General features: G+C 65.6%; 33 protein-coding genes and 1 pseudogene. 6 read left to right on the forward strand and 28 right to left on the reverse strand.

Annotated features, from left to right (window positions below; genetic code table 11):
* The 5 genes and pseudogenes from J5F18_RS20130 to fabB form a co-directional block, all read left to right on the forward strand.
* Positions 1 to 345, forward strand: a pseudogene (locus J5F18_RS20130) (FAD-dependent oxidoreductase); the annotation flags it as partial.
* A complete protein-coding gene (locus J5F18_RS20135) occupies positions 342 to 1,145 on the forward strand; it encodes a DUF1365 domain-containing protein (protein ID WP_346300273.1) in 804 nt (267 codons plus the stop codon). The pseudogene J5F18_RS20130 and the gene J5F18_RS20135, both read left to right, overlap by 4 nt.
* Positions 1,142 to 2,413, forward strand: a complete 1,272-nt coding sequence (locus tag J5F18_RS20140) for a cyclopropane-fatty-acyl-phospholipid synthase family protein (RefSeq protein WP_346300274.1) — start codon at positions 1,142 to 1,144, stop codon at positions 2,411 to 2,413. Before J5F18_RS20135 ends, J5F18_RS20140 begins: the two co-directional genes overlap by 4 nt.
* A 130-nt stretch (positions 2,414 to 2,543) precedes the next feature.
* A complete protein-coding gene (gene fabA, locus J5F18_RS20145; RefSeq protein ID WP_346300275.1) occupies positions 2,544 to 3,059 on the forward strand; it encodes a 3-hydroxyacyl-[acyl-carrier-protein] dehydratase FabA in 516 nt (171 codons plus the stop codon).
* Positions 3,060 to 3,073: 14 nt separating this feature from the next.
* Complete coding sequence (gene fabB / locus J5F18_RS20150; protein WP_346300276.1) at positions 3,074 to 4,291, forward strand: beta-ketoacyl-ACP synthase I; 1,218 nt, start codon at positions 3,074 to 3,076, stop codon at positions 4,289 to 4,291.
* 84 nt (positions 4,292 to 4,375) lie between these two features.
* On the opposite strand, the gene J5F18_RS20155 is transcribed toward fabB, so the two are convergent.
* The 4 genes from J5F18_RS20155 to J5F18_RS20170 all read right to left on the reverse strand — a co-directional run bounded on the left by J5F18_RS20155 (position 4,376) and on the right by J5F18_RS20170 (position 8,186).
* A complete protein-coding gene (locus tag J5F18_RS20155; RefSeq protein ID WP_346300277.1) occupies positions 4,376 to 5,125 on the reverse strand; it encodes a lysophospholipid acyltransferase family protein in 750 nt (249 codons plus the stop codon).
* Positions 5,122 to 6,015: a sugar nucleotide-binding protein gene (locus J5F18_RS20160; RefSeq protein ID WP_346300278.1), complete on the reverse strand. Its 894-nt coding sequence runs from the start codon at positions 6,013 to 6,015 to the stop codon at positions 5,122 to 5,124. Before J5F18_RS20160 ends, J5F18_RS20155 begins: the two co-directional genes overlap by 4 nt.
* A gap of 40 nt (positions 6,016 to 6,055) precedes the next feature.
* A complete protein-coding gene (gene ssb, locus J5F18_RS20165; protein WP_346300279.1) occupies positions 6,056 to 6,700 on the reverse strand; it encodes a single-stranded DNA-binding protein in 645 nt (214 codons plus the stop codon).
* A gap of 85 nt (positions 6,701 to 6,785) precedes the next feature.
* Positions 6,786 to 8,186, reverse strand: coding sequence for an MFS transporter (locus J5F18_RS20170; protein WP_346300280.1), 1,401 nt, complete (start codon positions 8,184 to 8,186; stop codon positions 6,786 to 6,788).
* A 161-nt stretch (positions 8,187 to 8,347) separates the two neighbouring features.
* Here J5F18_RS20170 and uvrA point away from each other — a divergent pair, with 161 nt between their 5' ends.
* On the forward strand, positions 8,348 to 11,212 hold the full coding sequence (uvrA, locus tag J5F18_RS20175) for an excinuclease ABC subunit UvrA (RefSeq protein WP_346300281.1): 2,865 nt from the start codon (positions 8,348 to 8,350) through the stop codon (positions 11,210 to 11,212).
* Between the two features lie 139 nt (positions 11,213 to 11,351).
* On the opposite strand, the gene rplQ is transcribed toward uvrA, so the two are convergent.
* The 24 genes from rplQ to rplB form a co-directional block, all read right to left on the reverse strand.
* Positions 11,352 to 11,744, reverse strand: coding sequence for a 50S ribosomal protein L17 (gene rplQ, locus J5F18_RS20180; RefSeq protein WP_346300282.1), 393 nt, complete (start codon positions 11,742 to 11,744; stop codon positions 11,352 to 11,354).
* A gap of 39 nt (positions 11,745 to 11,783) precedes the next feature.
* Positions 11,784 to 12,782, reverse strand: coding sequence for a DNA-directed RNA polymerase subunit alpha (gene rpoA, locus J5F18_RS20185; RefSeq protein ID WP_346300283.1), 999 nt, complete (start codon positions 12,780 to 12,782; stop codon positions 11,784 to 11,786).
* 81 nt (positions 12,783 to 12,863) lie between these two features.
* Positions 12,864 to 13,484, reverse strand: coding sequence for a 30S ribosomal protein S4 (rpsD, locus tag J5F18_RS20190; RefSeq protein WP_346300284.1), 621 nt, complete (start codon positions 13,482 to 13,484; stop codon positions 12,864 to 12,866).
* Positions 13,485 to 13,496: 12 nt separating this feature from the next.
* Positions 13,497 to 13,883 (reverse strand): 30S ribosomal protein S11, encoded by a 387-nt coding sequence (rpsK, locus tag J5F18_RS20195; protein WP_013331014.1) that lies wholly within the window; start codon positions 13,881 to 13,883, stop codon positions 13,497 to 13,499.
* Between the two features lie 39 nt (positions 13,884 to 13,922).
* Entirely contained in the window at positions 13,923 to 14,279 is a 357-nt protein-coding gene (rpsM, locus tag J5F18_RS20200; protein WP_346300285.1) for a 30S ribosomal protein S13, read from the reverse strand.
* Between the two features lie 154 nt (positions 14,280 to 14,433).
* Positions 14,434 to 14,547: a 50S ribosomal protein L36 gene (rpmJ, locus tag J5F18_RS20205; protein WP_008959154.1), complete on the reverse strand. Its 114-nt coding sequence runs from the start codon at positions 14,545 to 14,547 to the stop codon at positions 14,434 to 14,436.
* A 54-nt stretch (positions 14,548 to 14,601) separates the two neighbouring features.
* Positions 14,602 to 15,933: a preprotein translocase subunit SecY gene (gene secY, locus J5F18_RS20210; RefSeq protein WP_346300286.1), complete on the reverse strand. Its 1,332-nt coding sequence runs from the start codon at positions 15,931 to 15,933 to the stop codon at positions 14,602 to 14,604.
* Positions 15,934 to 16,368 (reverse strand): 50S ribosomal protein L15, encoded by a 435-nt coding sequence (rplO, locus tag J5F18_RS20215; RefSeq protein WP_346300287.1) that lies wholly within the window; start codon positions 16,366 to 16,368, stop codon positions 15,934 to 15,936. It lies immediately after the preceding gene.
* Positions 16,369 to 16,371: 3 nt separating this feature from the next.
* Entirely contained in the window at positions 16,372 to 16,554 is a 183-nt protein-coding gene (rpmD, locus tag J5F18_RS20220; RefSeq protein WP_346300288.1) for a 50S ribosomal protein L30, read from the reverse strand.
* Between the two features lie 5 nt (positions 16,555 to 16,559).
* Positions 16,560 to 17,060 carry a 30S ribosomal protein S5 gene (rpsE, locus tag J5F18_RS20225; RefSeq protein ID WP_346300289.1) on the reverse strand — a complete coding sequence of 167 codons (501 nt, stop codon included), beginning with the start codon at positions 17,058 to 17,060 and terminating at the stop codon, positions 16,560 to 16,562.
* Between the two features lie 11 nt (positions 17,061 to 17,071).
* Positions 17,072 to 17,422, reverse strand: a complete 351-nt coding sequence (gene rplR / locus J5F18_RS20230; protein WP_102626746.1) for a 50S ribosomal protein L18 — start codon at positions 17,420 to 17,422, stop codon at positions 17,072 to 17,074.
* A gap of 9 nt (positions 17,423 to 17,431) precedes the next feature.
* The gene (gene rplF / locus J5F18_RS20235) at positions 17,432 to 17,962 is read right to left on the reverse strand and encodes a 50S ribosomal protein L6 (protein WP_346300290.1); all 531 of its coding nucleotides are present in this window, start codon (positions 17,960 to 17,962) and stop codon (positions 17,432 to 17,434) included.
* 9 nt (positions 17,963 to 17,971) lie between these two features.
* On the reverse strand, positions 17,972 to 18,364 hold the full coding sequence (rpsH, locus tag J5F18_RS20240) for a 30S ribosomal protein S8 (RefSeq protein ID WP_346300291.1): 393 nt from the start codon (positions 18,362 to 18,364) through the stop codon (positions 17,972 to 17,974).
* 32 nt (positions 18,365 to 18,396) lie between these two features.
* Positions 18,397 to 18,702: a 30S ribosomal protein S14 gene (gene rpsN, locus J5F18_RS20245; protein ID WP_346300292.1), complete on the reverse strand. Its 306-nt coding sequence runs from the start codon at positions 18,700 to 18,702 to the stop codon at positions 18,397 to 18,399.
* A gap of 10 nt (positions 18,703 to 18,712) precedes the next feature.
* The gene (rplE, locus tag J5F18_RS20250; protein WP_346300293.1) at positions 18,713 to 19,252 is read right to left on the reverse strand and encodes a 50S ribosomal protein L5; all 540 of its coding nucleotides are present in this window, start codon (positions 19,250 to 19,252) and stop codon (positions 18,713 to 18,715) included.
* Positions 19,253 to 19,270: 18 nt separating this feature from the next.
* Positions 19,271 to 19,588 (reverse strand): 50S ribosomal protein L24, encoded by a 318-nt coding sequence (rplX, locus tag J5F18_RS20255; RefSeq protein ID WP_346300294.1) that lies wholly within the window; start codon positions 19,586 to 19,588, stop codon positions 19,271 to 19,273.
* A 14-nt stretch (positions 19,589 to 19,602) separates the two neighbouring features.
* Positions 19,603 to 19,974, reverse strand: coding sequence for a 50S ribosomal protein L14 (gene rplN, locus J5F18_RS20260; protein ID WP_183332926.1), 372 nt, complete (start codon positions 19,972 to 19,974; stop codon positions 19,603 to 19,605).
* 52 nt (positions 19,975 to 20,026) lie between these two features.
* Positions 20,027 to 20,287, reverse strand: coding sequence for a 30S ribosomal protein S17 (gene rpsQ / locus J5F18_RS20265; protein WP_346300295.1), 261 nt, complete (start codon positions 20,285 to 20,287; stop codon positions 20,027 to 20,029).
* A gap of 1 nt (position 20,288) precedes the next feature.
* Complete coding sequence (gene rpmC / locus J5F18_RS20270; protein WP_346300296.1) at positions 20,289 to 20,480, reverse strand: 50S ribosomal protein L29; 192 nt, start codon at positions 20,478 to 20,480, stop codon at positions 20,289 to 20,291.
* Positions 20,480 to 20,893, reverse strand: a complete 414-nt coding sequence (gene rplP, locus J5F18_RS20275) for a 50S ribosomal protein L16 (RefSeq protein WP_110070673.1) — start codon at positions 20,891 to 20,893, stop codon at positions 20,480 to 20,482. Before rplP ends, rpmC begins: the two co-directional genes overlap by 1 nt.
* Before the next feature lie 15 nt (positions 20,894 to 20,908).
* Positions 20,909 to 21,607: a 30S ribosomal protein S3 gene (gene rpsC / locus J5F18_RS20280; protein ID WP_346300297.1), complete on the reverse strand. Its 699-nt coding sequence runs from the start codon at positions 21,605 to 21,607 to the stop codon at positions 20,909 to 20,911.
* 11 nt (positions 21,608 to 21,618) lie between these two features.
* Entirely contained in the window at positions 21,619 to 21,951 is a 333-nt protein-coding gene (gene rplV, locus J5F18_RS20285; protein ID WP_010626471.1) for a 50S ribosomal protein L22, read from the reverse strand.
* Between the two features lie 18 nt (positions 21,952 to 21,969).
* Positions 21,970 to 22,245, reverse strand: coding sequence for a 30S ribosomal protein S19 (gene rpsS, locus J5F18_RS20290; protein WP_346300298.1), 276 nt, complete (start codon positions 22,243 to 22,245; stop codon positions 21,970 to 21,972).
* A gap of 22 nt (positions 22,246 to 22,267) precedes the next feature.
* Entirely contained in the window at positions 22,268 to 23,095 is an 828-nt protein-coding gene (rplB, locus tag J5F18_RS20295) for a 50S ribosomal protein L2 (protein WP_346300299.1), read from the reverse strand.
* Positions 23,096 to 23,112 lie beyond the last annotated feature (17 nt).

A 23,112-nucleotide genomic window follows, 5' to 3' on the forward strand; every position in this document is an offset into this window, starting at 1 on the left:
GTAACCTACGCCATGAATATCCTCCAGCGCCTGGAGGCGCCCCATACCTTCTGCGTGACCCTCAACGACGGCGCGGCTATCGCCCCGGACAAGGTGCTGGGGCGCTTCACCTACGCCCACCCCCAGTTCACCCTGGCCGGCGAGGCGGCCAAGGCCCGCCACGCCGAGATCTCCGGCTCCGATCACCGCACCCACTACTGTGGCGCCTACTGGCGCAATGGCTTCCACGAGGACGGCGCCTGGAGCGCGCTGCGGGTGGCGCGTGGCCTGGGCTGTGACGAGGAAGGGCCCCGCCCGGGCGAGACCGGCTGGGCGCCCGAGGCCCTGGCGGGCACCGCGGCATGAGCCCCTCGCCCCGCTCCCGCGTCTATCGCGGCACCCTGCGCCACCGGCGCTTCCTGCCGCGTGCCCACGCCTTTACCTACCGGGTGTGGATGGCCTGGCTCGACCTGGACGAGCTGCCTGCGCTATTCGACGGCGTGCCCGGCTTCAGCGCCCGGCGCCGCGCCCTGGCGCGCTTCCGGCGCGAGGACTATCTCAAGGACGACCTCCATGACGATCTGCCCCCCCACGACCGGCCGCTGAAGCAGGCAGTGCGCGAGGAGCTCGAGCGCCAGCTCGGCTGGGCCCCGGAGGGGCGTATCTGCCTGCTGACCCAGCTGCGCCTGCTGGGCGTCGGCTTCAACCCGATCTCGCTCTACTACGCCTTCGATGCAGAGGATCGGCTGTGTGCCGTGCTCGGCGAGGTGAGCAACGTGCCCTGGGGCGAACGCGCCCGCTACGCCTGTGCCGTGGACCCGCGGCGCCAGAGCCATGCCGCCGAGTTTGCCAAGGCGATGCACGTCTCGCCCTTCAACCCCATGGACATGACCTACCGCTGGCGCTTCAACACCCCGGAAGAGCGGCTGCTGATGCACATGGAGGCCTGGCAGGGCGACACACGCCACTTCGACGCCACCCTGACGCTGGCGGCCCGGCCGGCGACCCGCGGCGTGCTGCTCGGCACCCTGGCACGCCAGCCCTGGATGAGCCTCAAGACCCTCGCCGGCATCCACGTCGAGGCGCTGCGCCTGTGGCTCAAGCGCGTGCCGATCCATGACCACCCCGGACCCGACCCATCCCCCCGTGAGGAGAGTTCGTCGTGAACACCCTTCGCTCTGCCAGTCCCTCCCGCCTCCAGCTGGAGGAGACCGACCGCCTGACGCGCTGGCTGCGCCCCCGGCTACTCGATCAGCTCGATCGCCTGGAGGGCGGCCAGGTAACGCTGATCGAGGGGCATCGTCGCCACCGCCTGGGCCAGGGGGGAGCGCTCCACGTCACCCTGGTGGTGCGCGACAGCCGCGCCTGGAAGCGCCTGGCGCTGGGCGGCACCGTGGGCGCCGCCGAGGCCTACATGGACGGCGACTGGGACGCCGACGACCTGGTGGCCCTGGTACGACTACTCGCCGCCAACCTGGAGCGGGTCAACGGCGAGATGGAGAACGGCACCGCCCGCGCGGGGCGCTGGCTACTGGCCGCCCTCTATCGCCTGCAGCGCAACAGCCTCAAGGGCTCGCGGCGCAACATCGCCGCCCACTACGATATCGGCAACGCGCTGTTCACCACTTTCCTCGACGAACAGCACCGGATGTACTCCAGCGCCGTCTTTCCCTATCCGGAGGCGAGCCTCGAGGAGGCCTCCACCTTCAAGCTGGACCTGATGCTGGACCGCCTCGATGTGCGCCCCGAGCACCACCTGCTGGAGATCGGCACCGGGTGGGGCGGGCTGGCCATCCACGCGGCCAGGACCCGCGGCTGCCGGGTCACGACCACCACCCTCTCCGCGGAGCAACACGCCTACACCGCCAGGCGCATCGAAGAGGAGGGACTCTCCGATCGCATCACCCTGCTCAAGCAGGACTACCGGGAGCTCGAGGGTCGCTACGAGCGGCTGATCTCGGTGGAGATGGTGGAGGCGGTGGGCCACCAGTACCTGGATACCTACCTGGCCACCCTGGACCGCCTGCTCGCCGACGACGGCCTGGCCATGCTGCAGGCGATCACCATTCGCGACCAACGATTCGAGGCGGCCAAGGGCGAGATGGACTTCATCAAGCGCTACATCTTCCCGGGTGGTTTCCTGCCCTCCCACCGCGCCATCCTCGACGGCCTGGCCCGGCGCACCTCCCTGAACGTGCTGGCCCTGGACGAGATCGGACTGCACTACGCGCGCACCCTGCGCGAGTGGCGCCACCGCTTCGAGGCCAACCTGGAGCGGGTGCGCAAGCTTGGCTATGACGAGCGCTTCGTCCGCATGTGGCGCTACTATCTCTGCTACTGCGAGGGGGGCTTCCTGGAGCGCACCATCGGTACCTGCCACCTGCTGCTGGCCAAGCCCGGCGCCCGCCCTGCCCCCCAGATCGGCGCGCTCTGAGGCTCCGCCGGCAACCGGCGATCCTCCCTGGCGTGCATTCCCACTGCGCGGACAGTAGACTAAGGCGCAGTCGCGTGGCGGCAGCGCATCGCCTGCCGCGCACAACAACTTCGACCTTCGGAATGACTCAGTGACCAAGCAACACTCCTTTGATCGCGAAGAACTGCTGGCCTGCTCCCGCGGCGAGCTGTTCGGCCCCGGCAACGCCCAGCTGCCGGCTCCCAACATGCTGATGCTCGACCGCATCACCCGCATCTATGAGGATGGCGGGGATAACGGCAAGGGCGAGCTGGTCGCCGAGCTCGATATCCACCCCGAGCTGTGGTTCTTCGACTGCCACTTCCCCGGCGACCCGGTGATGCCCGGCTGCCTGGGGCTGGATGCCATGTGGCAGCTGGTCGGCTTTTACCTGGGCTGGCTCGGCCATCCGGGCCGTGGCCGCGCCCTGGGCTGTGGCGAGGTGAAGTTCACCGGTCAGATCCTGCCCGACGCCAGCAAGGTCACCTACAAGATCGACATCAAGCGCATCATCACCCGGCGCCTGATTCTCGGCATCGCCGACGGCACCGTGTCGGTCGATGGCCGCGACATCTACCAGGCCACCGACCTGCGCGTCGGCCTGTTCACCTCCACCGCGAACTTCTGAAACAGGAGGCTTCCATGCGACGAGTGGTAGTCACCGGCCTGGGCATCGTGTCCTGCCTGGGCAACGACCAACAGCAGGTTCTCGAGGCGCTCCAGGCTGGGCGCTCCGGCATTCGCTTCAAGGAGGAGTACGCCGAACGCGGCTTCCGCAGCCAGGTGGCAGGCGTGGTCGATATCGACCTGGATGCGCTGGTAGACCGCAAGCTGCGCCGCTTCATGGGCGACGCCGCGGCCTACGCCTATGTCTCCATGGCCCAGGCCATCGAGGACGCGGGGCTGACCGCGGAGATGGTCTCCAGCGAGCGCACCGGCCTGATCGCCGGCTCCGGCGGCGCCTCCAGCGCCAACCAGGTCGAGGCCGCCGATGTGATGCGCGAGAAGGGGCTGCGCCGCGTGGGGCCCTACCGGGTCACCCGCACCATGGGCAGTACCGTTTCCGCCTGCCTGGCGACGCCGTTCAAGATCAAGGGGGTCAACTACTCGATCTCCTCGGCCTGCGCCACCTCCGCCCACTGCATCGGCAATGCCATGGAACAGATCCAGATGGGCAAGCAGGACGTGGTGTTCGCCGGCGGCGGCGAGGAGGAGCACTGGACTCTCTCCTGCCTGTTCGACGCCATGGGCGCCCTCTCCACCCAGTACAACGCCACCCCCGACAAGGCCTCGCGGCCCTATGACCAGGCCCGCGACGGCTTCGTCATCGCCGGCGGCGGCGGCATGCTGGTGCTCGAGGAGCTGGAGCATGCCAAGGCCCGCGGCGCGAGGATCTACGCGGAAGTGGTCGGCTACGGGGCCACGTCGGACGGCCACGATATGGTCGCCCCCTCCGGCGAGGGCGCAGTGCGCTGCATGCGCCAGGCACTGGCCACCGTCGATGGCCCCATCGACTACATCAACACCCACGGCACCTCCACGCCGGTGGGCGACGTCGCCGAGCTCAAGGCGATCCGCGAGGTGTTCGGCGACAGCACCCCGGCCATGAGCTCCACCAAGTCGCTCACGGGCCACTCCCTGGGGGCCACCGGCGTGCAGGAGGCGATCTACTCGCTGCTGATGATGGAGAACGACTTCATCGCCGCCTCCGCCAACGTCGAGAGCCTAGACGAGCAGGCCGACGGCTTCGACATCGTCACCCAGCGCCGCGACGGCGTGACGGTGGAGCGGGTGCTCTCCAACAGCTTCGGCTTCGGCGGCACCAACGCCTGCCTGGTGCTGGAGAAGTATCGGGATTGAGCCCAACGGCTTATCGCAACGAGAACGGCGCCCCGCGGGGCGCCGTTCTCGTTGCGGCGGCCGGGCGCCGCCGGGGACTGAGCCTCAGGCGGTCTCCTCGGCCCTGGCCGGGGCCGGCCGCGGCACCTCGGAGATCTCGCCCAGGCGCGCCTCGATCCAGGCCTCCGCCTCGGCCAGCACCTCCTCCGGCGAGCGCCCTTCGGTGGCGATGGGCTCGCCCACCACCAGCGACAACCGCCCCGGGTTCTTGACCCAGTGGCGCCCCGGCCAGCGCTCGCCGGCGTTGTGGGCCACCGGCACCACCGGCACCCCGGCACGGCAGGCGATCACCGTCCCGCTCTTGTTGTAGCGCTTGCGATGACCCGGCGCGACCCGAGTCCCTTCCGGAAAAATCAGCACCGAGAGCCCCTCCTCCAGGCGCTGCTTGCCCTGGGTCAGCACCTGTTTCATGGCCCTTGCCGGCCGCGAGCGATCCAGGGCGATGGGGTGCAACAGGCGCAGCCCCCAGCCGAACAGCGGCAGCCTGAGCAGCTCCTGCTTGAGGACGGTACAGACCGGCGGCTTAAGGATCTGCAGGTAGAGAGTTTCCCACTCGCACTGATGATTGGCCAGGATCACGCAGGGCCCATCGGGCAGGTGCTCGCGCCCCCCGACCTCATAGCGCACCCCGCAGGCCCAGCGGAACCAGGCGGTGATCAGATGATTGTAGAGGTTGAGCAGGCGGTAGCGGCCGCGCAGCGGCAGCAGCGGTGCCACCGGCAGGAAGAGCACGCCACAGACCAGCATGGCCAGGAAATAGCCGACGTAGAAGAGCAGGCTGCGCAGCATGTTCATGGCGACGGCGACTCTCCGGGCGCCTCCTGGCAGCGGCGGTTGGCCTGGCACCAGGCGTCGAGCATCCGCCCGACCTCCAGCCGCCAGGGCTTCTGGTGCACGCCGAACGCCTCCAGCACGCGCCGGCAGTTGAGGACCCGGCGCAGCGGATGATCATGGTGGTGATGCAGCGCCTTCACCTCGCCGAGCGCCACCCTCTCGCCACGACCCTCGAGGCGGGTGGCCAGCTGGGTGCGCACCATGGAGACGAAGGTGTAGACGCTGATCGGCTCGGCGCCGGCCAGATGGTAGCTGCCCCAGGCCTCGGCGCCGCAGTGCTGCTGCTGCAGCATGCCGATCAGCGCCATGGCCACGGCGTCGGCCGAGGTAGGGCAGCAGGTCACATCGGCCTCGCCGCGCACCTCCTGCCCCGCGACCAGGGCATCGACCAGCTCGCCCAGCCAGGCGTGGCTGCCCTCCAGGGCGAACAGCGGCCCCAGGCGAACGATCAGGTGCCGCGGGTACTCGGCGCGGATGCGATCGCCGGTAATCACCAGCCGACGCAGGCTCTCGTCTCGGGGCCGCGGGATCACATGCTCGTCGATGGGCTCGGCGAACCCGTCCTCATAGAGCTGGTCGGAGACGCACCATACCAGGGGCACATCGGCCTCTCGGCACGCCTCCATGCAGCGCTCCACCGCCTCGGCGTAGGCAGTGACCGCCGCCGGGGCGGCGCGGATCGGCCGCGACAGCGGCGGGATCACCAGCGCATCGGGCGCCACCTCGGCGAGCCGCTCGGCACTGATGGAGAGGTTTTCGTCGATCACCAGCTCGGTGTCGGTGCGCCGGTTGGCTTCCCGCGCCAGCGCCAGGCTCAGGCAGTGGCCCGCATCCAGTATCAGCAGCTTCACTCGCACTCTCCCTCTTGCCCGGCCAGTGCGGCCATGCCCCTTAGAACGGGATCTCGTCGTCGAAGTCATCGAAGCTGCCCGGATCCGGAGCCCCGTAGTTCCCTTGCTGGTTGCCCTGCTGTTGGCCACCCTGCTGGGGCGGAGCGGGACGCTGCGCGGGCTGGGCGGGCCGCTGGGGTTGCCCCCCGCCGAAGCTGCCGCCCTGCTGAGGCGCCCCCCCACCATAGCCACCACCCTGCTGGGGGGCGTTTCCGTAGCCGCCCTGGGGCTGACCGCCGTAGCCGCCACCCTGGGAAGGCAGGTTGCCGCCCTGGGGGGCGCCGCCGCCCTGGAAATCGCCGCCGCCGCCGCGAGAGTCGAGCATCTGCATGTCGTTGACCACGATCTCGGTGCTGTATCGATCCTGGCCGTCCTGGCCCTGCCACTTGCGGGTCTGAAGGCGGCCTTCGACGTAGATGCGCGACCCCTTCTTGAGGTACTGCTGGGCGATCTCAGCCAGCTTGTTGAACATCACCAGCGTGTGCCACTCGGTGCGCTCCTGGCGCTGGCCGCTCTGGCGGTCCATCCAGGTGTCGGTGGTGGCCAGCCGCAGGTTGGCCACCGGGGCGCCGGAGGGCATGAAGCGCACCTCGGGATCCTGGCCGAGATTGCCGATGAGGATGACCTTGTTGACGCCACGGGCCATGAGGGACTCCTTGCTGTCGTGTATGCATAGGGCTGCAGGGGAACCTGCAGGATGGCGCATCGCGCGCCGCGTTGCTAACCGCACCTCAGGCGCGGTCCTTGTCGGTTTTAGACCGGCGCGCCTCGATCACCCGCGTCAGGGCGTCCTGATCGAGACGCTGCCGATCCACCTTGAGGTAGGCCAGCCGCTCCTCGGGCACCACCAGGACCTCCTCGACCCCGGCCACCTCGGCGAACTTCTCCATCAGGGTCTCCAGGGCATCCTCGTGGTGCCCGTCATCCAGCGCCACCACCTCGCTGACCAGGTGCCGCGGCGGGGCCATGCCGACCATCAGCGCCAACCACGCAAGCCCCAGCAGGGCGCAGCCGACGAAGACCGCGGCCAGCCCCCACTGCTGAGCCAGGAAACCACCCAGCACGCCGCCCAGGAAGGCGCCGAGGAACTGGCTGGTGGAGTAGACCCCCATGGCGGTGCCCTTGGCGCCGGCCGGCGCCAGCTTGCTGAGCATCGAGGGCAGGGTCGCCTCGAGCAGATTGAAGGCGATGAAGAACAGCAGCAGCCAGCCGAACAGGGCCCACAGGCCGAGGCTGCCGGCGAGCCCGCCCAGGCTCAGGGTGATGGCGCCGATGGCCAGCAGGCACATCGCCTTCATCTGGCGGCGCTTCTCGGCCAGGATCACCAGCGGCACCATGCCGGCGAAGGCCAGCAGCATGACCCCCAGGTAGGTGACCCCGTGACGCTCGGGTGCGATGCCCGCCTCCACCAGCCGGAAGGGCACGGCGACGAAGATCGCCATCAGGATCAGGTGCAGGGCGAAGATGGAGAGATCCAGGCGCAGCAGGTCGCGGCGCCCCAGGGCCGTGCCGAGCTGGGCGCGGTGGATGCCCACGTCACGGTGCTGCAGGCGGCGCGGCGCCGGCGGCACCAGCTTCCACAGCACCACGAGGCCGGCGGCGGCGAGCAGGGCGGTGAACCAGAACACCGCGGAGAGCCCGAAGGCGGCGGCCAGCCAGGGGCCCAGCACCATGGCCAGGGCGAAGGCCACGCCGATTGAGAGCCCGATGGTGGCCATGGCCGCGGTGCGCACCTGCTCGCGGGTCTGGTCGGCCAGCAGCGCCATGATGGCGGCGGCCACCGCCCCGCTGCCCTGCAGACAGCGGCCGAGGATCACCCCGCCGATGGACTCGGCCTGGGCGGCGACCACGCTGCCGAGCAGGAACAGCAGGAGGCCGCCGGCGATCACTGGCTTGCGACCGAGGCGGTCGGAGAGCACCCCGAAGGGGATCTGCAGCACCGCCTGGGTGAGGCCATAGACGCCCAGTGCCAGGCCCACCAGCAGCGGTGTCGAGCCGACCAGCTCATCGGCATAGAGCGCGAGCACCGGCAGTACCATGAACAGGCCCAGCATGCGCGTGGCATAGAGCCCGGCCAGGCCGGTGATAGCGCGTCGCTCGCTGGCGAGAAGCAGTCCTTGGACCTTTCGCATAGGGATGATGGCATTCCATGGTCGGGCGCGACGCACCCTTGGGTGGATCGCATATTCTAGCGGCTCGCCACCACCCAGGGAAAGCCGCCTCCCGGCGTCGCTTTGCCGCCGCCGGGAGCGGACCCGTATAATCGACCTTTTGTCGCGCGCCCGAGGTGGGAATGGACAGGATTCTGGTCAGGGGTGCCCGCACCCACAACCTGAAGGATATCGACGTCGAACTGCCCCGCGACCGGCTGATCGTGGTCACCGGGCTCTCCGGCTCCGGCAAGTCGTCGCTGGCCTTCGACACCCTCTACGCCGAGGGGCAGCGCCGCTACGTGGAGTCACTCTCCACCTACGCCCGGCAGTTCCTGTCGATGATGGAGAAGCCCGACGTCGACCATATCGAGGGGCTCTCCCCGGCGATCTCCATCGAGCAGAAATCCACCTCCCACAACCCCCGCTCCACGGTCGGCACCATCACCGAGATCTACGACTACCTGCGCCTGCTCTTCGCCCGGGCCGGCACCCCCCGCTGCCCGGAGCACGGCGAGGACCTGGAGGCCCAGACCGTCTCCCAGATGGTCGACCAGGTGCTGGCCCTGCCCGAGGGCAGCAAGCTGATGCTGCTGGCCCCGGTGGTCAAGGGGCGCAAGGGCGAGCACCTGCAGCTGCTCGCCGAGCTGCGCGCCCAGGGCTTCGTGCGCGCCCTGGTCGACGGCCAGGTGGTGGAGCTCGACGAGGTGCCGCCCCTGGACAAGAACCGCAAGCACGACATCAGCGTGGTGGTAGACCGCATCAAGGTGCGCGACGGCCTCCAGCAGCGCCTGGCGGAGTCCTTCGAGACGGCACTCGGCCTCGCCGACGGGGTCGCCATGGTGCACTTCATGGAGGGCGAGCGCGACGACCTCGCCTTCTCGGCGCGCTTCGCCTGCCCCCAGTGCGGCTACTCCATCGCCGAGCTCGAGCCGCGGATGTTCTCCTTCAACAACCCGGCCGGCGCCTGCGCCACCTGCGATGGCCTCGGCGTGCAGCAGGTGTTCGATCCGGAGAAGCTGATCAGCCACCCGGAGCTCTCCCTGGCAGAGGGGGTGATCAAGGGCTGGGACCGGCGCAGCGTCTTCTACTTCAATCAGCTGCAGGCGGTGGCCGACCACTATCGCTTCACCCTGGAGACCCCCTGGCAGGCGCTCGCCCGCCACGAGCGGGAGGTGATCCTCCACGGCAGCGGCCACGACGAGATCGCCTTCGAGTACGTCAACGACCGGGGCCGTAAGGTGACCCGCCATCACCCCTTCGAGGGAGTGCTACCCAACCTGCAGCGACGCTACCGCGAGACCGAATCGAGCCTGGTGCGCGAGGAGCTGGCCCGCTATATCGCCGTGCAGCCCTGCCCCGGCTGCGACGGCTCGCGGCTGCGCAAGGCGTCGCGGCATGTCTATATCGACGAGCGGACCCTGCCGCAGATGGTGCACCTGCCCATCGGCGAGGCCCGGGCCTACTTCAAGGCGCTGGAACTGCCGGGCCGCCGCGGCCAGATCGCCGTCAAGATCATCAACGAGATCCACGCCCGCCTGGAGTTCCTGGTCAACGTGGGGCTCGACTACCTGACCCTGGAGCGTAGCGCCGAGACCCTCTCCGGGGGCGAGGCCCAGCGCATCCGCCTGGCCAGCCAGATCGGCGCCGGCCTGGTGGGCGTCATGTATATCCTCGACGAGCCCTCGATCGGCCTGCACCAGCGCGACAACGACCGCCTGCTCAAGACCCTGGAGCACCTGCGCGACCTGGGCAACACCGTGATCGTGGTGGAGCACGACGAGGACGCCATCCGCGCCGCCGACCACGTGCTCGATATCGGCCCCGGCGCCGGCGTGCATGGCGGGCGCATCGTGGCCCAGGGCACGCCCGAGGCGGTGATGGCGACCCCGGAGTCGCTCACCGGCCAGTACCTGGCCGGCACCCGGCGCATCGAGGTGCCGCCCTGGCGCATCCCCGGCAACCCGGAGAAGGTGCTGCGGCTGGTGGGGGCGAGCGGGAACAACCTCCAGGACGTGACCCTCGAACTGCCGCTGGGGCTCTTCATCTGCGTCACCGGCGTCTCCGGTTCCGGCAAGTCGACGCTGATCAACGCCACCCTGATGCCCATCGCCGCCCGGGAGCTTAACCATGCCACCTCGCTGACCCCGGGGCCCCATGAGCGCATCGAGGGGCTCGAGCAGCTCGACAAGGTGATCGACATCGACCAGAGCCCCATCGGCCGCACCCCGCGCTCCAACCCGGCCACCTACACCGGCATCTTCACGCCGATCCGCGAGCTCTTCGCCGGCACCCAGGAGGCGCGCTCGCGGGGCTACAAGCCCGGGCGCTTCTCCTTCAACGTCAAGGGCGGGCGCTGCGAGGCGTGCCAGGGCGAGGGCATGATCAAGGTGGAGATGCACTTCCTGCCGGACATCTACGTGCCCTGTGACGTCTGCAAGGGCAAGCGCTACAACCGCGAGACCCTGGAGGTCCAGTACAAGGGCAAGACCATCGACGAGGTGCTGGGGATGACCGTGGAGGAGGCCCTCGAGTTCTTCTCGCCGGTGCCGGCCATAGCCCGCCGCCTGCAGACCCTGCTCGACGTGGGGCTCTCCTACATCCGCCTGGGCCAGAGCGCCACCACCCTCTCAGGCGGCGAGGCGCAGCGGGTCAAGCTGGCCCGGGAGCTGGCCAAGCGCGACACCGGCAAGACCCTCTACATCCTCGACGAACCCACCACCGGCCTGCACTTCGAGGACATCCGCCAGCTGCTCACCGTGCTCCACCGCCTGCGCGACCACGGCAACACCATCGTGGTGATCGAGCACAACCTGGACGTGATCAAGACCGCCGACTGGCTCATCGACCTCGGTCCCGAGGGCGGCTCCGGCGGCGGGCGCATCATCGCCGAGGGCACGCCCGAGCAGGTGGCCAAGCTGGAAGCCTCCCACACCGGACGCTTCCTCAAGCCGCTGCTGGAGCGGGCCCGCTCCACCACAGCCCAAGCGGAAGCCGCGACCTCGTAGGAGCGCGATTTATCGCGCGATACGGCATCCGCCATCGCCGAATAAATTCGGCTCCTACAGGCTGGTTCCGGCGCCGAAAAAAACCGGCCCCTCGAGAGGGGCCGGTTTGGCGTGCCGTTGCCGGAAGGCCGGTCGAGGATCACTCCTCGGCGTCGGCTTCCTCGGCCTCGACGACCGGACGATCGACGAGCTCGACATAGGCCATGGGGGCGTTGTCGCCGGTGCGGAAGCCGCACTTGAGGATCCGGACGTAGCCGCCCGGACGCTCGACGTAACGCGGGCCCAGCTCGTTGAACAGCTTGCCGACCGCTTCCTTCGAGCGGGTGCGGGCGAAAGCCAGACGACGATTGGCGACGCTGTCCTGCTTGGCCAGGGTGATCAGCGGCTCGATGACGCGACGCAGCTCCTTGGCCTTGGGCAGGGTTGTTTTGATGACCTCGTGCTCGATCAGCGACACGCTCATGTTCTTGAACATGGCCTGGCGATGCGAGCTGGTCCGATTCAGATGACGACCACTCTTACGATGACGCATGGTTGTGATTCCTTACCAAACTGGGACTCGAGTCGGCGCTCACGCGGAGGCCTTGTCGTCCTTCAGGCTAGCCGGCGGCCAGTTTTCCAGCCGCATGCCCAGGGAAAGACCGCGTGCTGCCAGAACGTCCTTGATCTCGTTCAGGGACTTCTTGCCGAGGTTCGGGGTCTTCAGCAGCTCCACCTCGGTGCGCTGGATCAGATCCCCGATGTAGTAGATGTTCTCGGCCTTCAGGCAGTTGGCGCTGCGAACGGTCAACTCGAGATCGTCTACGGGGCGCAGCAGGATCGGATCGATATGATCCTCTTCCTCCTCCACTTCCTGTTCCTTGTCGGCTTCCAGGTCGACGAACGCGCCCAGCTGCTCCTGCAGGATGGTCGCGCTGCGACGGATCGCCTCTTCCGGATCCAGGGTGCCGTCGGTTTCCAGGTTGATGATCAGCTTGTCGAGGTCGGTGCGCTGTTCAACACGCGCGGCCTCGACGCTGTAGGAAACCCGACGCACGGGGCTGAAGGTCGCATCCAGCTGCAGACGGCCGATGGCACGAGACTCGTCGTCGGCGCCGAGACGGGCATCCGCCGGCTCATAGCCGCGGCCGCGCGCCACCTTGAGCTGCATCTTGAGCTCGGCACCCTCGTTGACGTGGGCGATGACGTGATCGGGATTGACGAGCTCGACGTCGTGGTCGAGGGCGATGTCACTGGCGGTCACGACGGCCGGGCCCTGCTTGTTCAGCGAGAGCATCGCCTCGTCGCGGCTGTGCATCTTGATCGCCACGTCCTTGAGGTTCAGGAGGATTTCGATGACATCTTCCTGGACGCCTTCGATCGCGCTGTACTCGTGATCGACGCCGCTGATCTCGGCCTCCACCACGGCACAGCCGGGCATGGACGAGAGCAGGATACGACGCAGTGCGTTGCCCAGAGTGTGGCCGAAGCCACGCTCGAAGGGCTCGAGCACGATCTTCGCGTGATGTGCGCTGATCTCTTCGACCTTGATGTCGCGCGGACGAAGAAACTCGGTCACTGAACGCTGCATATGAACACCTTTCAGGCTGCCAAACGGATACTCGGTACTCGGTGCCGACCCCCGGCGAGGGGGTCGAGCGCTCGACAGCGCTTACTTGGAGTACAGCTCGACGATCAGTGCCTCGTTGATGTCAGCCGTCAGGTCGCCGCGCTCGGGCAGCGCCTTGAAGGTACCTTCCATCTTCTTGGCATCGACCTCGATCCAGCCCACATCGCCGCGGTTGGCGGCCAGGGACAGGGCACTCTGGATGCGTGCCTGGTTCTTCGCCTTCTCGCGAACGGAGACGACATCACCGGGCTTGACCTGGTAGGAGGCCACGTTGACGGTCTTGCCGTTCACGGCGATCGCCTTGTGGCTGACCAGCTGGCGCGCCTCGGAGCGAGTCGAGCCGTAGCCCATGCGGTAGACGACGTTGTCCAGTCGGGATTCGAGAAGCTGCAGCAGCACTTCACCGGTCGCGCCCTTGAGACGGGCCGCTTCCTTGTAGTAGTTGCGGAACTGCTTCTCGAGCACGCCGTACATGCGACGTACTTTCTGCTTCTCGCGAAGCTGCAAGCCGTATTCGGAAAGACGCTGACGGCGCTGGCCGTGCACACCCGGAATCTGCTCGGATTTGCACTTCTTCTCGAAGGGAGTGACACCGCTCTTCAGAAAGAGGTCGGTCCCCTCACGACGAGACAGTTTGCACTTCGGTCCAATATAACGAGCCATGAATCTGTCTCCTTAAACGCGGCGTTTCTTCGGCGGACGGCAGCCATTGTGGGGAATGGGCGTCGCGTCGGTGATGCTCTGCACGCGGAAGCCGGCGGCGTTGAGCGCGCGCACGGCGGATTCACGGCCCGGACCGGGGCCCTTGACCAGCACGTCGACGTTTTTCACACCATACTCGGCTGCAGCAGTCGCTGCACGCTCGCTTGCCACTTGAGCAGCGAACGGGGTGCTCTTGCGAGAACCACGAAAACCCGAACCACCGGCAGTCGCCCAGGAGAGCGCGTTGCCCTGGCGGTCTGTGATCGTAATGATCGTGTTGTTAAAAGAGGCGTGGATATGCGCAACGGCATCCACCACCTGCTTTTTAACCTTTTTACGGTTGCTACGCGGGTTAGCCATGTTGATGTTTCTTCCTGTCTTTACGCCAGAACGTGCGTGTTATTTGCGGATCGGCTTGCGCGGGCCCTTGCGGGTACGCGCATTGGTCTTGGTACGCTGACCACGCAGCGGAAGACCACGACGATGACGCAGACCACGGTAGCAACCCAGGTCCATGAGACGCTTGATGTTCAGCGTCACATCACGACGAAGGTCACCTTCTACGGTGTACTTGCCGACCTCGGCACGCAGGGTGTCCAGCTCTTCAGAGGACAGGTCCTGGATCTTGGTGGTCGGCGCGATGCCGGACGCGGCACAGACTTCCTGTGCACGAGTGCGGCCAATCCCGAAGATATAGGTCAGCGAGATCGCCGCATGCTTGTTGTCCGGGATATTGACGCCTGCTATACGGGCCATCAGCTTACTCCGAAATTTGCGAAAAACCGGAGCCCTCCGGTTTTCGTTGAGCGGCTTGCTCGTTGGGTCAACAACAAAAGGCGCAACAGCATACCCCTTTACCCTCTCGAGGGCAAGGGGCATGCCGACGCCGGTCCATCACAGTGCCAGGGAATCAGCCCTGGCGCTGCTTGTGCCGCGGTTCGCTGCAGATGACACGCACGGCGCCATTGCGACGAATGATCTTGCAGTTGCGGCACATTTTCTTTACGGAAGCTCGAACTTTCATCGATCTGTCTCCAAAGTCAGCGGCTTGCGGCGCGCCAGGTCGGCCTGTGGCGCGTCAGCGCATGATGCCGCCGCTGCCGTAGCCTTTCAGGTTGGACTTCTTCATTACCGACTCGTACTGGTGCGACATGAGATGCGACTGCACCTGGGCCATGAAGTCCATGATGACCACCACCACGATCAGCAGCGCCGTGCCTCCGAAGAAGAAGGGCACGTTCCAGGCCACGATCAGGAACTGGGGCATCAGGGAAACCGCAGTGATGTACAAGGCACCGAACAGGGTCAGACGGGTCATGACCTTGTCGACATAGCGAGCGGTCTGCTCGCCCGGGCGAATCCCAGGCAGGAAGGCACCCGACTTCTTGAGGTTGTCGGCGACGTCCTTGGGATTGAAGACCAGCGCTGTGTAAAAGAAGCAGAAGAATATCACCGCCGCACCAAAAAGCAAGATGTGCAGCGGCTGACCCGGGCCCAGGGCCTGAGACGCCCGCTGCAGCCACTCGAGACCGTCGCCAGTGCCCACCCACTGACCCAGCGAGGCGGGGAACAGCAGGATGCTCGAGGCGAAGATCGCCGGGATGACGCCCGCCATGTTCACCTTCAGCGGCAGGTAGCTGCTCTGGCCGGCGTACATCTTGTTGCCGACCTGGCGCCGCGGATAGTTCACCGTGATGCGGCGCTGGCCGCGCTCGATGAACACCACGAAGGCCACGGTAGCGACACCCAGCACGGAGAGGGCCAGCAGCGGCAGCACGTTCCAGGCGCCTTCATTGCGCGCCAGCTCGAAGGCTTGCCCCACGGCACTCGGCAGTCCGGCGACGATACCGGCAAAGATCAGCAGCGAGATGCCGTTGCCGATCCCCTTCTCGGTGATCTGCTCGCCCAGCCACATCAGGAACACCGCACCGCAGACGAAGGTCACGATGGCGGTGAAAAAGAAGCTGAAGTCGGCCGTGTAGGCGATGCCCTGGTTGGCCAGGCCCACGGACATGCCGGTGCCCTGAACCAGCGCCAGGAACACGGTGCCGTAGCGGGTGTACTGGCTGATCTTGCGGCGGCCGGCCTCGCCCTCCTTCTTGAGCTGCTCAAGATGGGGCGAGACCGCGGTCAGCAGCTGCATGATGATCGACGCCGAGATGTAGGGCATGATGCCCAGGGCGAAGATGCTCATGCGCTCCAGGGCGCCACCCGAAAACATGTTGAACATGCCGAGGATGGTGCCCTGCTGCTCCCTGAACAAGGCAGCAAGCTGGTCAGGATTCATACCGGGCACGGGGATGTGGGCACCGATTCGGTACACCACGATGGCGAGGAGCACGAAGCGCAGACGCGCCCACAGTTCACTCAGACCGCTGCCCATCGCCGGCATCTTTCCTGACTTGGCCATTTAGTCCTCTACCTTGCCGCCGGCGGCCTCGATCGCGGCACGGGCACCCTTGGTGACCTTGATGCCGCGGACGGTGACCGCCTTGTTCAGTTCGCCGGACAGGATCACCTTCGCATGCAGCGTGGCGTCCTTCAGCACGTTGGCCTGCTTCAGAGTCTCGAGGGTGACCTCGTCACCTTCGACCTTGGCCAGTTCGGCCAGGCGCACTTCCTCGGAGACCAGCGACTTCATGGAGGTGAAGCCGAACTTCGGCAGACGCCGCTGCAGCGGCATCTGACCGCCCTCGAAGCCGGGCTTGACGCTGCCGCCGCTGCGCGACTTCTGGCCCTTGTGGCCACGGCCACCGGTCTTGCCCAGACCGGAGCCGATACCACGACCGACGCGCTTCTCGGCGTGCTTGGAGCCCGGTGCCGGGCTCAGGCTATTGAGTTTCATGGATTACTCTCCCTCAATGCGCACAAGGTAGTTGACCTTGTGGACCATGCCGCGCACGGCAGGGGTGTCTTCCAGTTCAACCGTGTGACCGATGCGGCGCAGCCCGAGGCCCTTCATGGTGGCCTTGTGCTTGGGCAGGATGCCGATGGTGCTGCGGGTCTGGGTAACCTTGAGTGTTGCTGCCATGGTATTTACCCCGTGATCGCTTCGACAGACAGACCGCGCTTGGCGGCGATGTCTTCCGGCGCTTGCATGCCCGACAGGCCCTTGACGGTAGCCCGTACCACGTTCACCGGATTGGTGGAGCCGTAGCACTTGGCCAGGACGTCATGGACGCCCGCCAGCTCGAGCACGGAGCGCATGGCGCCGCCGGCGATGATACCGGTACCCTCGGACGCCGGCTGCATGTACACCTTGGAGGCGCCGTGACGGGCCTTGACCGGGTACTGCAGGGTGCCACCCGCGAGGTTGACCTTGACCATATTGCGGCGAGCCTGGTCCATCGCCTTCTGGATCGCGACCGGCACTTCACGCGCCTTGCCGCGACCGAAGCCGACACGGCCCTTGCCATCGCCCACGACGGTCAGGGCGGTGAAGCCGAAGATACGGCCACCCTTGACCACCTTGGCGACACGGTTGACCTGGACCAGCTTCTCCTGGAGGTCGCCGCTCTGCTGTTCATTCTTCGCCATCGTAAAACCCTTTAGAATTCCAGGCCGCCTTCACGAGCGGCGTCGGCCAGGGCCTTCACGCGGCCGTGGTACTTGAAACCGGCGCGATCGAAGGCTACCTGGGTGATGCCCGCCTGCTTGGCGCGCTCGGCAATCAGGGCGCCCACCTTAGCGGCGGCGTCGGCGTTGCCGGTTGCACCCTCACGCAGGGCCTTGTCCAGCGTGGAGGCGCTGGCGAGGACCTTGCCACCATCGGGCGAGATGATCTGCGCGTAGATGTGACGGGGGGTACGGTTGACACACAGGCGATACACGCCCAGCTCGCGGATCTTGGCGCGAGCGCGGCGGGCACGACGGAGACGAGATTCTTTCTTCGCGTTCATAACCCTGCCTTACTTCTTCTTGGCTTCTTTGCGACGCACCTGCTCGTCGGCGTACCGCACACCCTTGCCCTTGTAGGGCTCGGGCGGACGGAAGGCGCGGATTTCCGCGGCGACCTGGCCGAGCTTCTGCTTGTCCGCGCTCTTCAGCACGATCTGGGTGTTCTTGGGCGTTTCCGCCGTGACACCCTCAGGCAGCGTGTAATCGACCGGGTGCGAGAAGCCCAGTGACAGATTGAGCGTCTGGCCCTTGGCCTGGGCACGATAACCGACGCCTACGATTTCGAGGGAGCGGGTGAAGCCTTCGCTCACGCCGGTGACCAGGTTCTGGACCAGGGCACGGGTGGTGCCGACCATCGCCCAGCTCTTGGCGGACTCGCTCGGCGCGAAGGTCAGCTGACCCTCTTCCTGACTGATTGCCACATCGGGGTGGATGGTCAGGGACAGTGTGCCCTGTCCGCCCTTGGCGGTCAGCTGGGTATCGTCGAGCTTGATCTCGACGCCAGCAGGCACTTTAACCGGATATTTGGCTACGCGGGACATTCCAAACTCCTAGAATACGGTGCAGATGACTTCGCCACCGACACCGGCCTTGCGAGCCGCGCGATCGGTCATCACCCCGTTGGAGGTAGTGACGATCGCGATCCCCAGGCCATCGGCGACCTTCGGCAGCGCGTCCTTGCCCTTGTACTGGCGCAGGGACGGCTTGGACACGCGCTGCAGGTGCTCGATGACCGGCTTGCCCTCGAAGTACTTGAGGGTTACGGTCAGCTCGGGCTTGGCGCTCTCGGTCACCGCGAAGTCGGTGATGTAGCCCTCATCCTTCAGCACGCGGGCCACCTCGACCTTCAGCTTGGAGGACGGCATGGTGACCGTCTCCTTGGTGGCCATCTGCGCATTGCGGATACGGGTGAACATATCCGCCAGAGTGTCTTGCATGCTCATTAACGTTGCGCTCCTGATATCTCTACGTGGCGTTACCAGCTGGACTTCTTGAGCCCGGGCACGTCGCCACGCATGGCGGCTTCACGCAGCTTGTTGCGGCCGAGGCCGAACTTGTTGTAGAAGCCGTGCGGACGGCCAGTGATACGGCAGCGGTTGCGCTGGCGTACCGGGCTGGAGTCGCGCGGCAGCTGCTGCAGCTTCAGCGTTGCCTCGAAGCGCTCTTCGTCGGAAGTGTTGACATCCTGGATGATTGCCTTCAGCGCCGCACGCTTGGCGGCATACTTCGCCACCAGCTTGGTGCGCTTGAGCTCACGCTCCATCATGCTCTTCTTTGCCATGATCCCACCCTTATTTCTTGAACGGGAAGTTCAGTGCGCTGAGCAGCGCACGACCTTCGTCATCGGTTTTGGCGGTGGTGGTGATGGTGACATCCAGACCCCGGATCCGATCGATCTTATCATACTCGATCTCCGGGAAGATGATCTGCTCACGCACCCCCATGGAGTAGTTGCCACGACCGTCGAAGGACTTCGGGTTGAGACCACGGAAGTCACGAACGCGGGGGATCGCGATGTTCACCAGGCGATCGAGGAAGTCCCACATGCGCGCGGAGCGCAGGGTCACCTTGATCCCGATCGGCCAGCCTTCACGCACCTTGAAGCCCGCGATGGACTTGCGTGCCTTGGTCACCACCGGCTTCTGACCGGAGAGCTTCTCCAGGTCGCCGATGGCGTTGTCGATCAGCTTCTTGTCGCTGGTCGCCTCGCCGATGCCCATGTTCAGCGTCACCTTGGTGATCCGGGGCACCTGCATCACGTTGGCGTAGCTGAACTGCTCTTTGAGTTGAGCCACCACCTCGTTCTGATAACGTTCTTTCAAGTTCGCCATTTTGCTACCCGACTCGCGTTAGGCGTCGATCTGCGTCTGCGTCGACTTGTAGATACGTACCTTGGTACCGTCTTCCTTAACCTGGAAGCCGACGCGATCCGCCTTACCGGTCTCCTGATTGAAGATGGCTACGTTGGACGCGTGAATCGGAGCCTCGCGCTCGACGATACCGCCCTGATTGCCCGCCATGGGGTTGGGCTTGGTGTGACGCTTGATCATGTTCACACCGGACACGACAAAGCGGTCGTCCTTGAGGACGCGCTTGACGGTGCCTCTCTTGCCCTTGTCCTTGCCGGCGATGACGACTACTTCATCGTCACGTTTGATCTTTTGCATATCCGCCTCGCTCCTTACAGCACTTCAGGCGCCAAGGAAATGATCTTCATGAACTTCTCATTGCGAAGCTCACGGGTCACCGGCCCGAAGATACGGGTGCCGATCGGCTGCTCGTTGGTGTTGTTCAACAGAACCGCCGCATTTCCGTCGAAGCGGATCAGCGAACCGTCGGGACGACGGACGCCGCTACGGGTGCGAACCACCACCGCCTTGAGGACCTGGCCCTTCTTGACCTTGCCACGCGGGATGGCTTCCTTCACCGTGACCTTGATGATGTCGCCAACGTGGGCATAGCGACGGTGTGAACCGCCCAGCACCTTGATGCACTGCACCCGGCGCGCCCCGCTGTTGTCGGCGACATCCAGCATTGTCTGAGTCTGAATCATCGGTTTTCTCCAAACCTAATCTGACTGCACTGGTTTGACAGGCGTAAGCCGATCAGCCCTTGGCCTGCTCGACCACTTCGACCAGTGTCCAGGACTTCTTCTTGGACAGCGGACGGCACTCCTGAATGGAGACCGTGTCACCGGCCTTCGCCTGGTTCGCCTCGTCATGGGCGTGCAGCTTGGTGGAGCGCTTGACGTACTTGCCGTAGATCGGATGACGCTCGCGGCGCTCGATCATCACGACGATGGACTTGTCCATCTTGTCGCTCACCACCTTGCCGGTGAGCGTACGGGCTTTCTTCTCTTCGGCCATCTCAGTCACCTGCCTTCTCGTTGAGCACAGTCTTCACCCGGGCGATATCCCGACGAACCTGCTTGACCAGATGAGTCTGGCTGAGCTGGCCGGTGGCCTTCTGCATGCGCAGGTTGAACTGCTCGCGGAGGAGTTCGAGGAGCTGCTCCTGGAGCTGCTCGACTGACTTTTCACGAATTTCCTGGGCTTTCATCACATCACCGTCCGTTTCACAAAGGTGGTGGACACGGGCATCTTCTGGGCGGCGAGCGTGAAGGCCTCACGGGCCAGCTCTTCGGACACGCCCTCGATCTCGTAGAGCACCCGGCCCGGCTGAATCTGTGCCACCCAGTACTCGACGGAGCCCTTGCCCTTACCCATACGGACTTCGAGCGGCTTCTTGGAAATCGGCTTGTCGGGGAATACGCGGATCCAGATCTTGCCGCCACGCTTGACGTGACGGGTGATCGCACGACGGCCGGCTTCGATCTGGCGCGCCGTGATGCGGCCGCGACCAGTTGCCTTCAGGCCATATTCCCCGAAGCTGATCTTGCTTCCGCGATGCGCCAGGCCACGGTTACGGCCCTTCTGCATCTTGCGGAATTTCATACGCTTGGGTTGTAACATCGACTCGCTCTCCCCTTACCTGGAACCTTTCTTCTTGGAGGGCGCGGCCTGAGGCTGCTTCGCCTTGGCGCGGACCTCCTCGATGCCCCCGAGGATTTCACCCTTGAAGACCCAGACCTTGACACCGATGATGCCGTAGGTGGTCTTGGCTTCGTAGGTGGCGTAGTCGATGTCCGCACGCAGGGTGTGCAGCGGAACGCGACCTTCGCGGTACCACTCGGTGCGGGCAATTTCCGCGCCGCCGAGGCGACCGGAGAGCTGCACCTTGATGCCGCCGGCACCCAGGCGCATGGCGTTCTGCACCGCGCGCTTCATGGCGCGACGGAACATGACGCGGCGCTCGAGCTGGCCGGCGATGTTCTGCGCCACGAGCATGGCGTCCAGCTCGGGCTTGCGAACTTCCTCGATGTTGACGTGCACGGGCACGCCCATCATCTGGGTGACCTCACGACGCAGGCGATCGACGTCCTCGCCCTTCTTGCCGATCACGATGCCCGGGCGGGCGGTGTGAATGGTGATGCGTGCGTTGTTGGCCGGACGCTCGATGGTGATGCGGCTCACGGAGGCGTTCTTCAGACGCTCTTCCAGGAAGCGACGCACTTCGAGGTCATTGTTCAGCTTGTCGGCATAGGCGCCGCGCTCGGCGTACCAAACAGAGGTATGGTCCTTGACGATACCCAGTCGGATGCCTGTTGGATTGACTTTCTGACCCATCTGGTCGACTCCTACTTCTCGGCTACCTTGACGGTGATGTGGCAGGTGCGCTTCAAGATACGATCCGCGCGGCCCTTGGCACGCGGCTTGATACGCTTGAGCGTCATGCCCTCATCGACGCAGATGGTCGAGACACGCAGCTCGTCGATATCCATGCCGTTGTTTTCTTCCGCATTCGCAATGGCGGACTGCAGCACCTTCTTGACCAGCTTGGCAGCCTTCTTCGGTGAGAAGGTCAGCAGGTCCAGCGCCTCGGCGACCGGCTTACCGCGCACCTGGTCAGCCACCAAACGGGCCTTCTGGGCGGATAAACGAGCGCCACGCAGCTTAGCTGTGACTTCCATCTCTCAATCCTCTCTGGCTTACCGTTTGGCTTTCTTGTCCGCCACATGACCGCGATAGGTGCGGGTAGCAGCGAATTCGCCCAGCTTGTGGCCAACCATTTCCTCGGAGACGTGCACCGGGACATGTTGGCGACCGTTATGGACTGCAATGGTGAGCCCGACCATGTTGGGCAGGATCATGGAACGACGCGACCAGGTCTTGATCGGTTTGCGGTCGCTCTTCTCCACTGCAGCCTCAACCTTCTTCAGCAGATGAAGGTCAATAAAGGGACCTTTCTTCAGTGAACGTGGCACAGCCGTTACCTCTTAAAGTGTGTTACTTGGCCTTGCGGCGACGGACGATCAGCTTGTCGGTGCGCTTGTTCTTGCGGGTCTTGTGGCCCTTGGTGGGGATGCCCCACGGGGTCACCGGATGACGACCACCGCTGGTGCGGCCTTCACCGCCGCCGTGCGGGTGATCCACCGGGTTCATGGCCACGCCGCGAACGGTCGGACGCACACCTCTCCAGCGCTTCGCACCGGCCTTGCCAAGCTGACGCAGGCTGTGCTCGGAGTTGCTCACCTCCCCCAGGGTCGCACGGCACTCGCTCAGCACCTTGCGCATCTCGCCGGAGCGCAGACGCAGGGTGGCGTAGTTGCCTTCACGGGCGACCAGCTGGGCGCTGGTGCCGGCACTGCGTGCGATCTGGGCGCCCTTGCCGGGCTTGAGCTCGATGCAGTGCACGGTGGAACCCAGCGGGATGTTGCGCAGCGGCAGGGCATTGCCCTTCTTGATGGCTGCGTTCACGCCGGACTCGAGACGATCGCCGGCACTCACGCCCTTGGGCGCGATGATGTAGCGACGCTCACCGTCCAGATACTTGAGCAGCGCAATATGGGCGCTGCGGTTCGGATCGTATTCGAGACGCTCGACGATGGCCGGAACGCCATCCTTGGTGCGCTTGAAGTCGATGACCCGGTAGTGCTGACGGTGACCACCGCCCACGTGACGGGTGGTGATACGACCGTTGTTGTTGCGCCCACCGCTGCGCGACTGCTTCTCGAGCAGCGGCGCGTAGGGCTTGCCCTTGTGCAGGTCTTCGCCGACGATCTTGACGACGTGGCGACGACCGGCGGATGTGGGTTTGGTCTTGACGATTGCCATTGTCCGTACTCCTGCCC

It is taken from the genome of Halomonas sp. BM-2019, from assembly GCF_017584085.1.

Excerpts from the sequence above, each read along its gene's own strand:
- rpsC (WP_346300297.1), bottom strand. The coding sequence starts at position 21,607 with ATGGGTCAGAAAGTCAATCCAACAGGCATCCGACTGGGTATCGTCAAG.
- rplN (WP_183332926.1), bottom strand. The coding sequence starts at position 19,974 with ATGATTCAGACTCAGACAATGCTGGATGTCGCCGACAACAGCGGGGCG.
- rpsK (WP_013331014.1), bottom strand. The coding sequence starts at position 13,883 with ATGGCTAACCCGCGTAGCAACCGTAAAAAGGTTAAAAAGCAGGTGGTG.
- rplP (WP_110070673.1), bottom strand. The coding sequence starts at position 20,893 with ATGTTACAACCCAAGCGTATGAAATTCCGCAAGATGCAGAAGGGCCGT.
- rplE (WP_346300293.1), bottom strand. The coding sequence starts at position 19,252 with ATGGCGAACTTGAAAGAACGTTATCAGAACGAGGTGGTGGCTCAACTC.
- rplF (WP_346300290.1), bottom strand. The coding sequence starts at position 17,962 with ATGTCCCGCGTAGCCAAATATCCGGTTAAAGTGCCTGCTGGCGTCGAG.
- rplQ (WP_346300282.1), bottom strand. The coding sequence starts at position 11,744 with ATGCGTCATCGTAAGAGTGGTCGTCATCTGAATCGGACCAGCTCGCAT.
- rplX (WP_346300294.1), bottom strand. The coding sequence starts at position 19,588 with ATGCAAAAGATCAAACGTGACGATGAAGTAGTCGTCATCGCCGGCAAG.
- uvrA (WP_346300281.1), top strand. The coding sequence starts at position 8,348 with ATGGACAGGATTCTGGTCAGGGGTGCCCGCACCCACAACCTGAAGGAT.
- rplR (WP_102626746.1), bottom strand. The coding sequence starts at position 17,422 with ATGAACGCGAAGAAAGAATCTCGTCTCCGTCGTGCCCGCCGCGCTCGC.
- rpoA (WP_346300283.1), bottom strand. The coding sequence starts at position 12,782 with ATGCAGCGTTCAGTGACCGAGTTTCTTCGTCCGCGCGACATCAAGGTC.
- fabB (WP_346300276.1), top strand. The coding sequence starts at position 3,074 with ATGCGACGAGTGGTAGTCACCGGCCTGGGCATCGTGTCCTGCCTGGGC.
- rpmC (WP_346300296.1), bottom strand. The coding sequence starts at position 20,480 with ATGAAAGCCCAGGAAATTCGTGAAAAGTCAGTCGAGCAGCTCCAGGAG.
- J5F18_RS20155 (WP_346300277.1), bottom strand. The coding sequence starts at position 5,125 with ATGAACATGCTGCGCAGCCTGCTCTTCTACGTCGGCTATTTCCTGGCC.
- rplO (WP_346300287.1), bottom strand. The coding sequence starts at position 16,368 with ATGAAACTCAATAGCCTGAGCCCGGCACCGGGCTCCAAGCACGCCGAG.
- secY (WP_346300286.1), bottom strand. The coding sequence starts at position 15,933 with ATGGCCAAGTCAGGAAAGATGCCGGCGATGGGCAGCGGTCTGAGTGAA.
- rpmJ (WP_008959154.1), bottom strand. The coding sequence starts at position 14,547 with ATGAAAGTTCGAGCTTCCGTAAAGAAAATGTGCCGCAACTGCAAGATC.
- J5F18_RS20135 (WP_346300273.1), top strand. The coding sequence starts at position 342 with ATGAGCCCCTCGCCCCGCTCCCGCGTCTATCGCGGCACCCTGCGCCAC.
- rpsE (WP_346300289.1), bottom strand. The coding sequence starts at position 17,060 with ATGGCGAAGAATGAACAGCAGAGCGGCGACCTCCAGGAGAAGCTGGTC.
- rpmD (WP_346300288.1), bottom strand. The coding sequence starts at position 16,554 with ATGGCAGCAACACTCAAGGTTACCCAGACCCGCAGCACCATCGGCATC.
- rpsQ (WP_346300295.1), bottom strand. The coding sequence starts at position 20,287 with ATGGCCGAAGAGAAGAAAGCCCGTACGCTCACCGGCAAGGTGGTGAGC.
- J5F18_RS20170 (WP_346300280.1), bottom strand. The coding sequence starts at position 8,186 with ATGCGAAAGGTCCAAGGACTGCTTCTCGCCAGCGAGCGACGCGCTATC.
- rplV (WP_010626471.1), bottom strand. The coding sequence starts at position 21,951 with ATGGAAGTCACAGCTAAGCTGCGTGGCGCTCGTTTATCCGCCCAGAAG.
- rpsN (WP_346300292.1), bottom strand. The coding sequence starts at position 18,702 with ATGGCAAAGAAGAGCATGATGGAGCGTGAGCTCAAGCGCACCAAGCTG.
- ssb (WP_346300279.1), bottom strand. The coding sequence starts at position 6,700 with ATGGCCCGTGGCGTCAACAAGGTCATCCTCATCGGCAATCTCGGCCAG.
- rplB (WP_346300299.1), bottom strand. The coding sequence starts at position 23,095 with ATGGCAATCGTCAAGACCAAACCCACATCCGCCGGTCGTCGCCACGTC.
- rpsH (WP_346300291.1), bottom strand. The coding sequence starts at position 18,364 with ATGAGCATGCAAGACACTCTGGCGGATATGTTCACCCGTATCCGCAAT.
- rpsM (WP_346300285.1), bottom strand. The coding sequence starts at position 14,279 with ATGGCCCGTATAGCAGGCGTCAATATCCCGGACAACAAGCATGCGGCG.
- rpsD (WP_346300284.1), bottom strand. The coding sequence starts at position 13,484 with ATGGCTCGTTATATTGGACCGAAGTGCAAACTGTCTCGTCGTGAGGGG.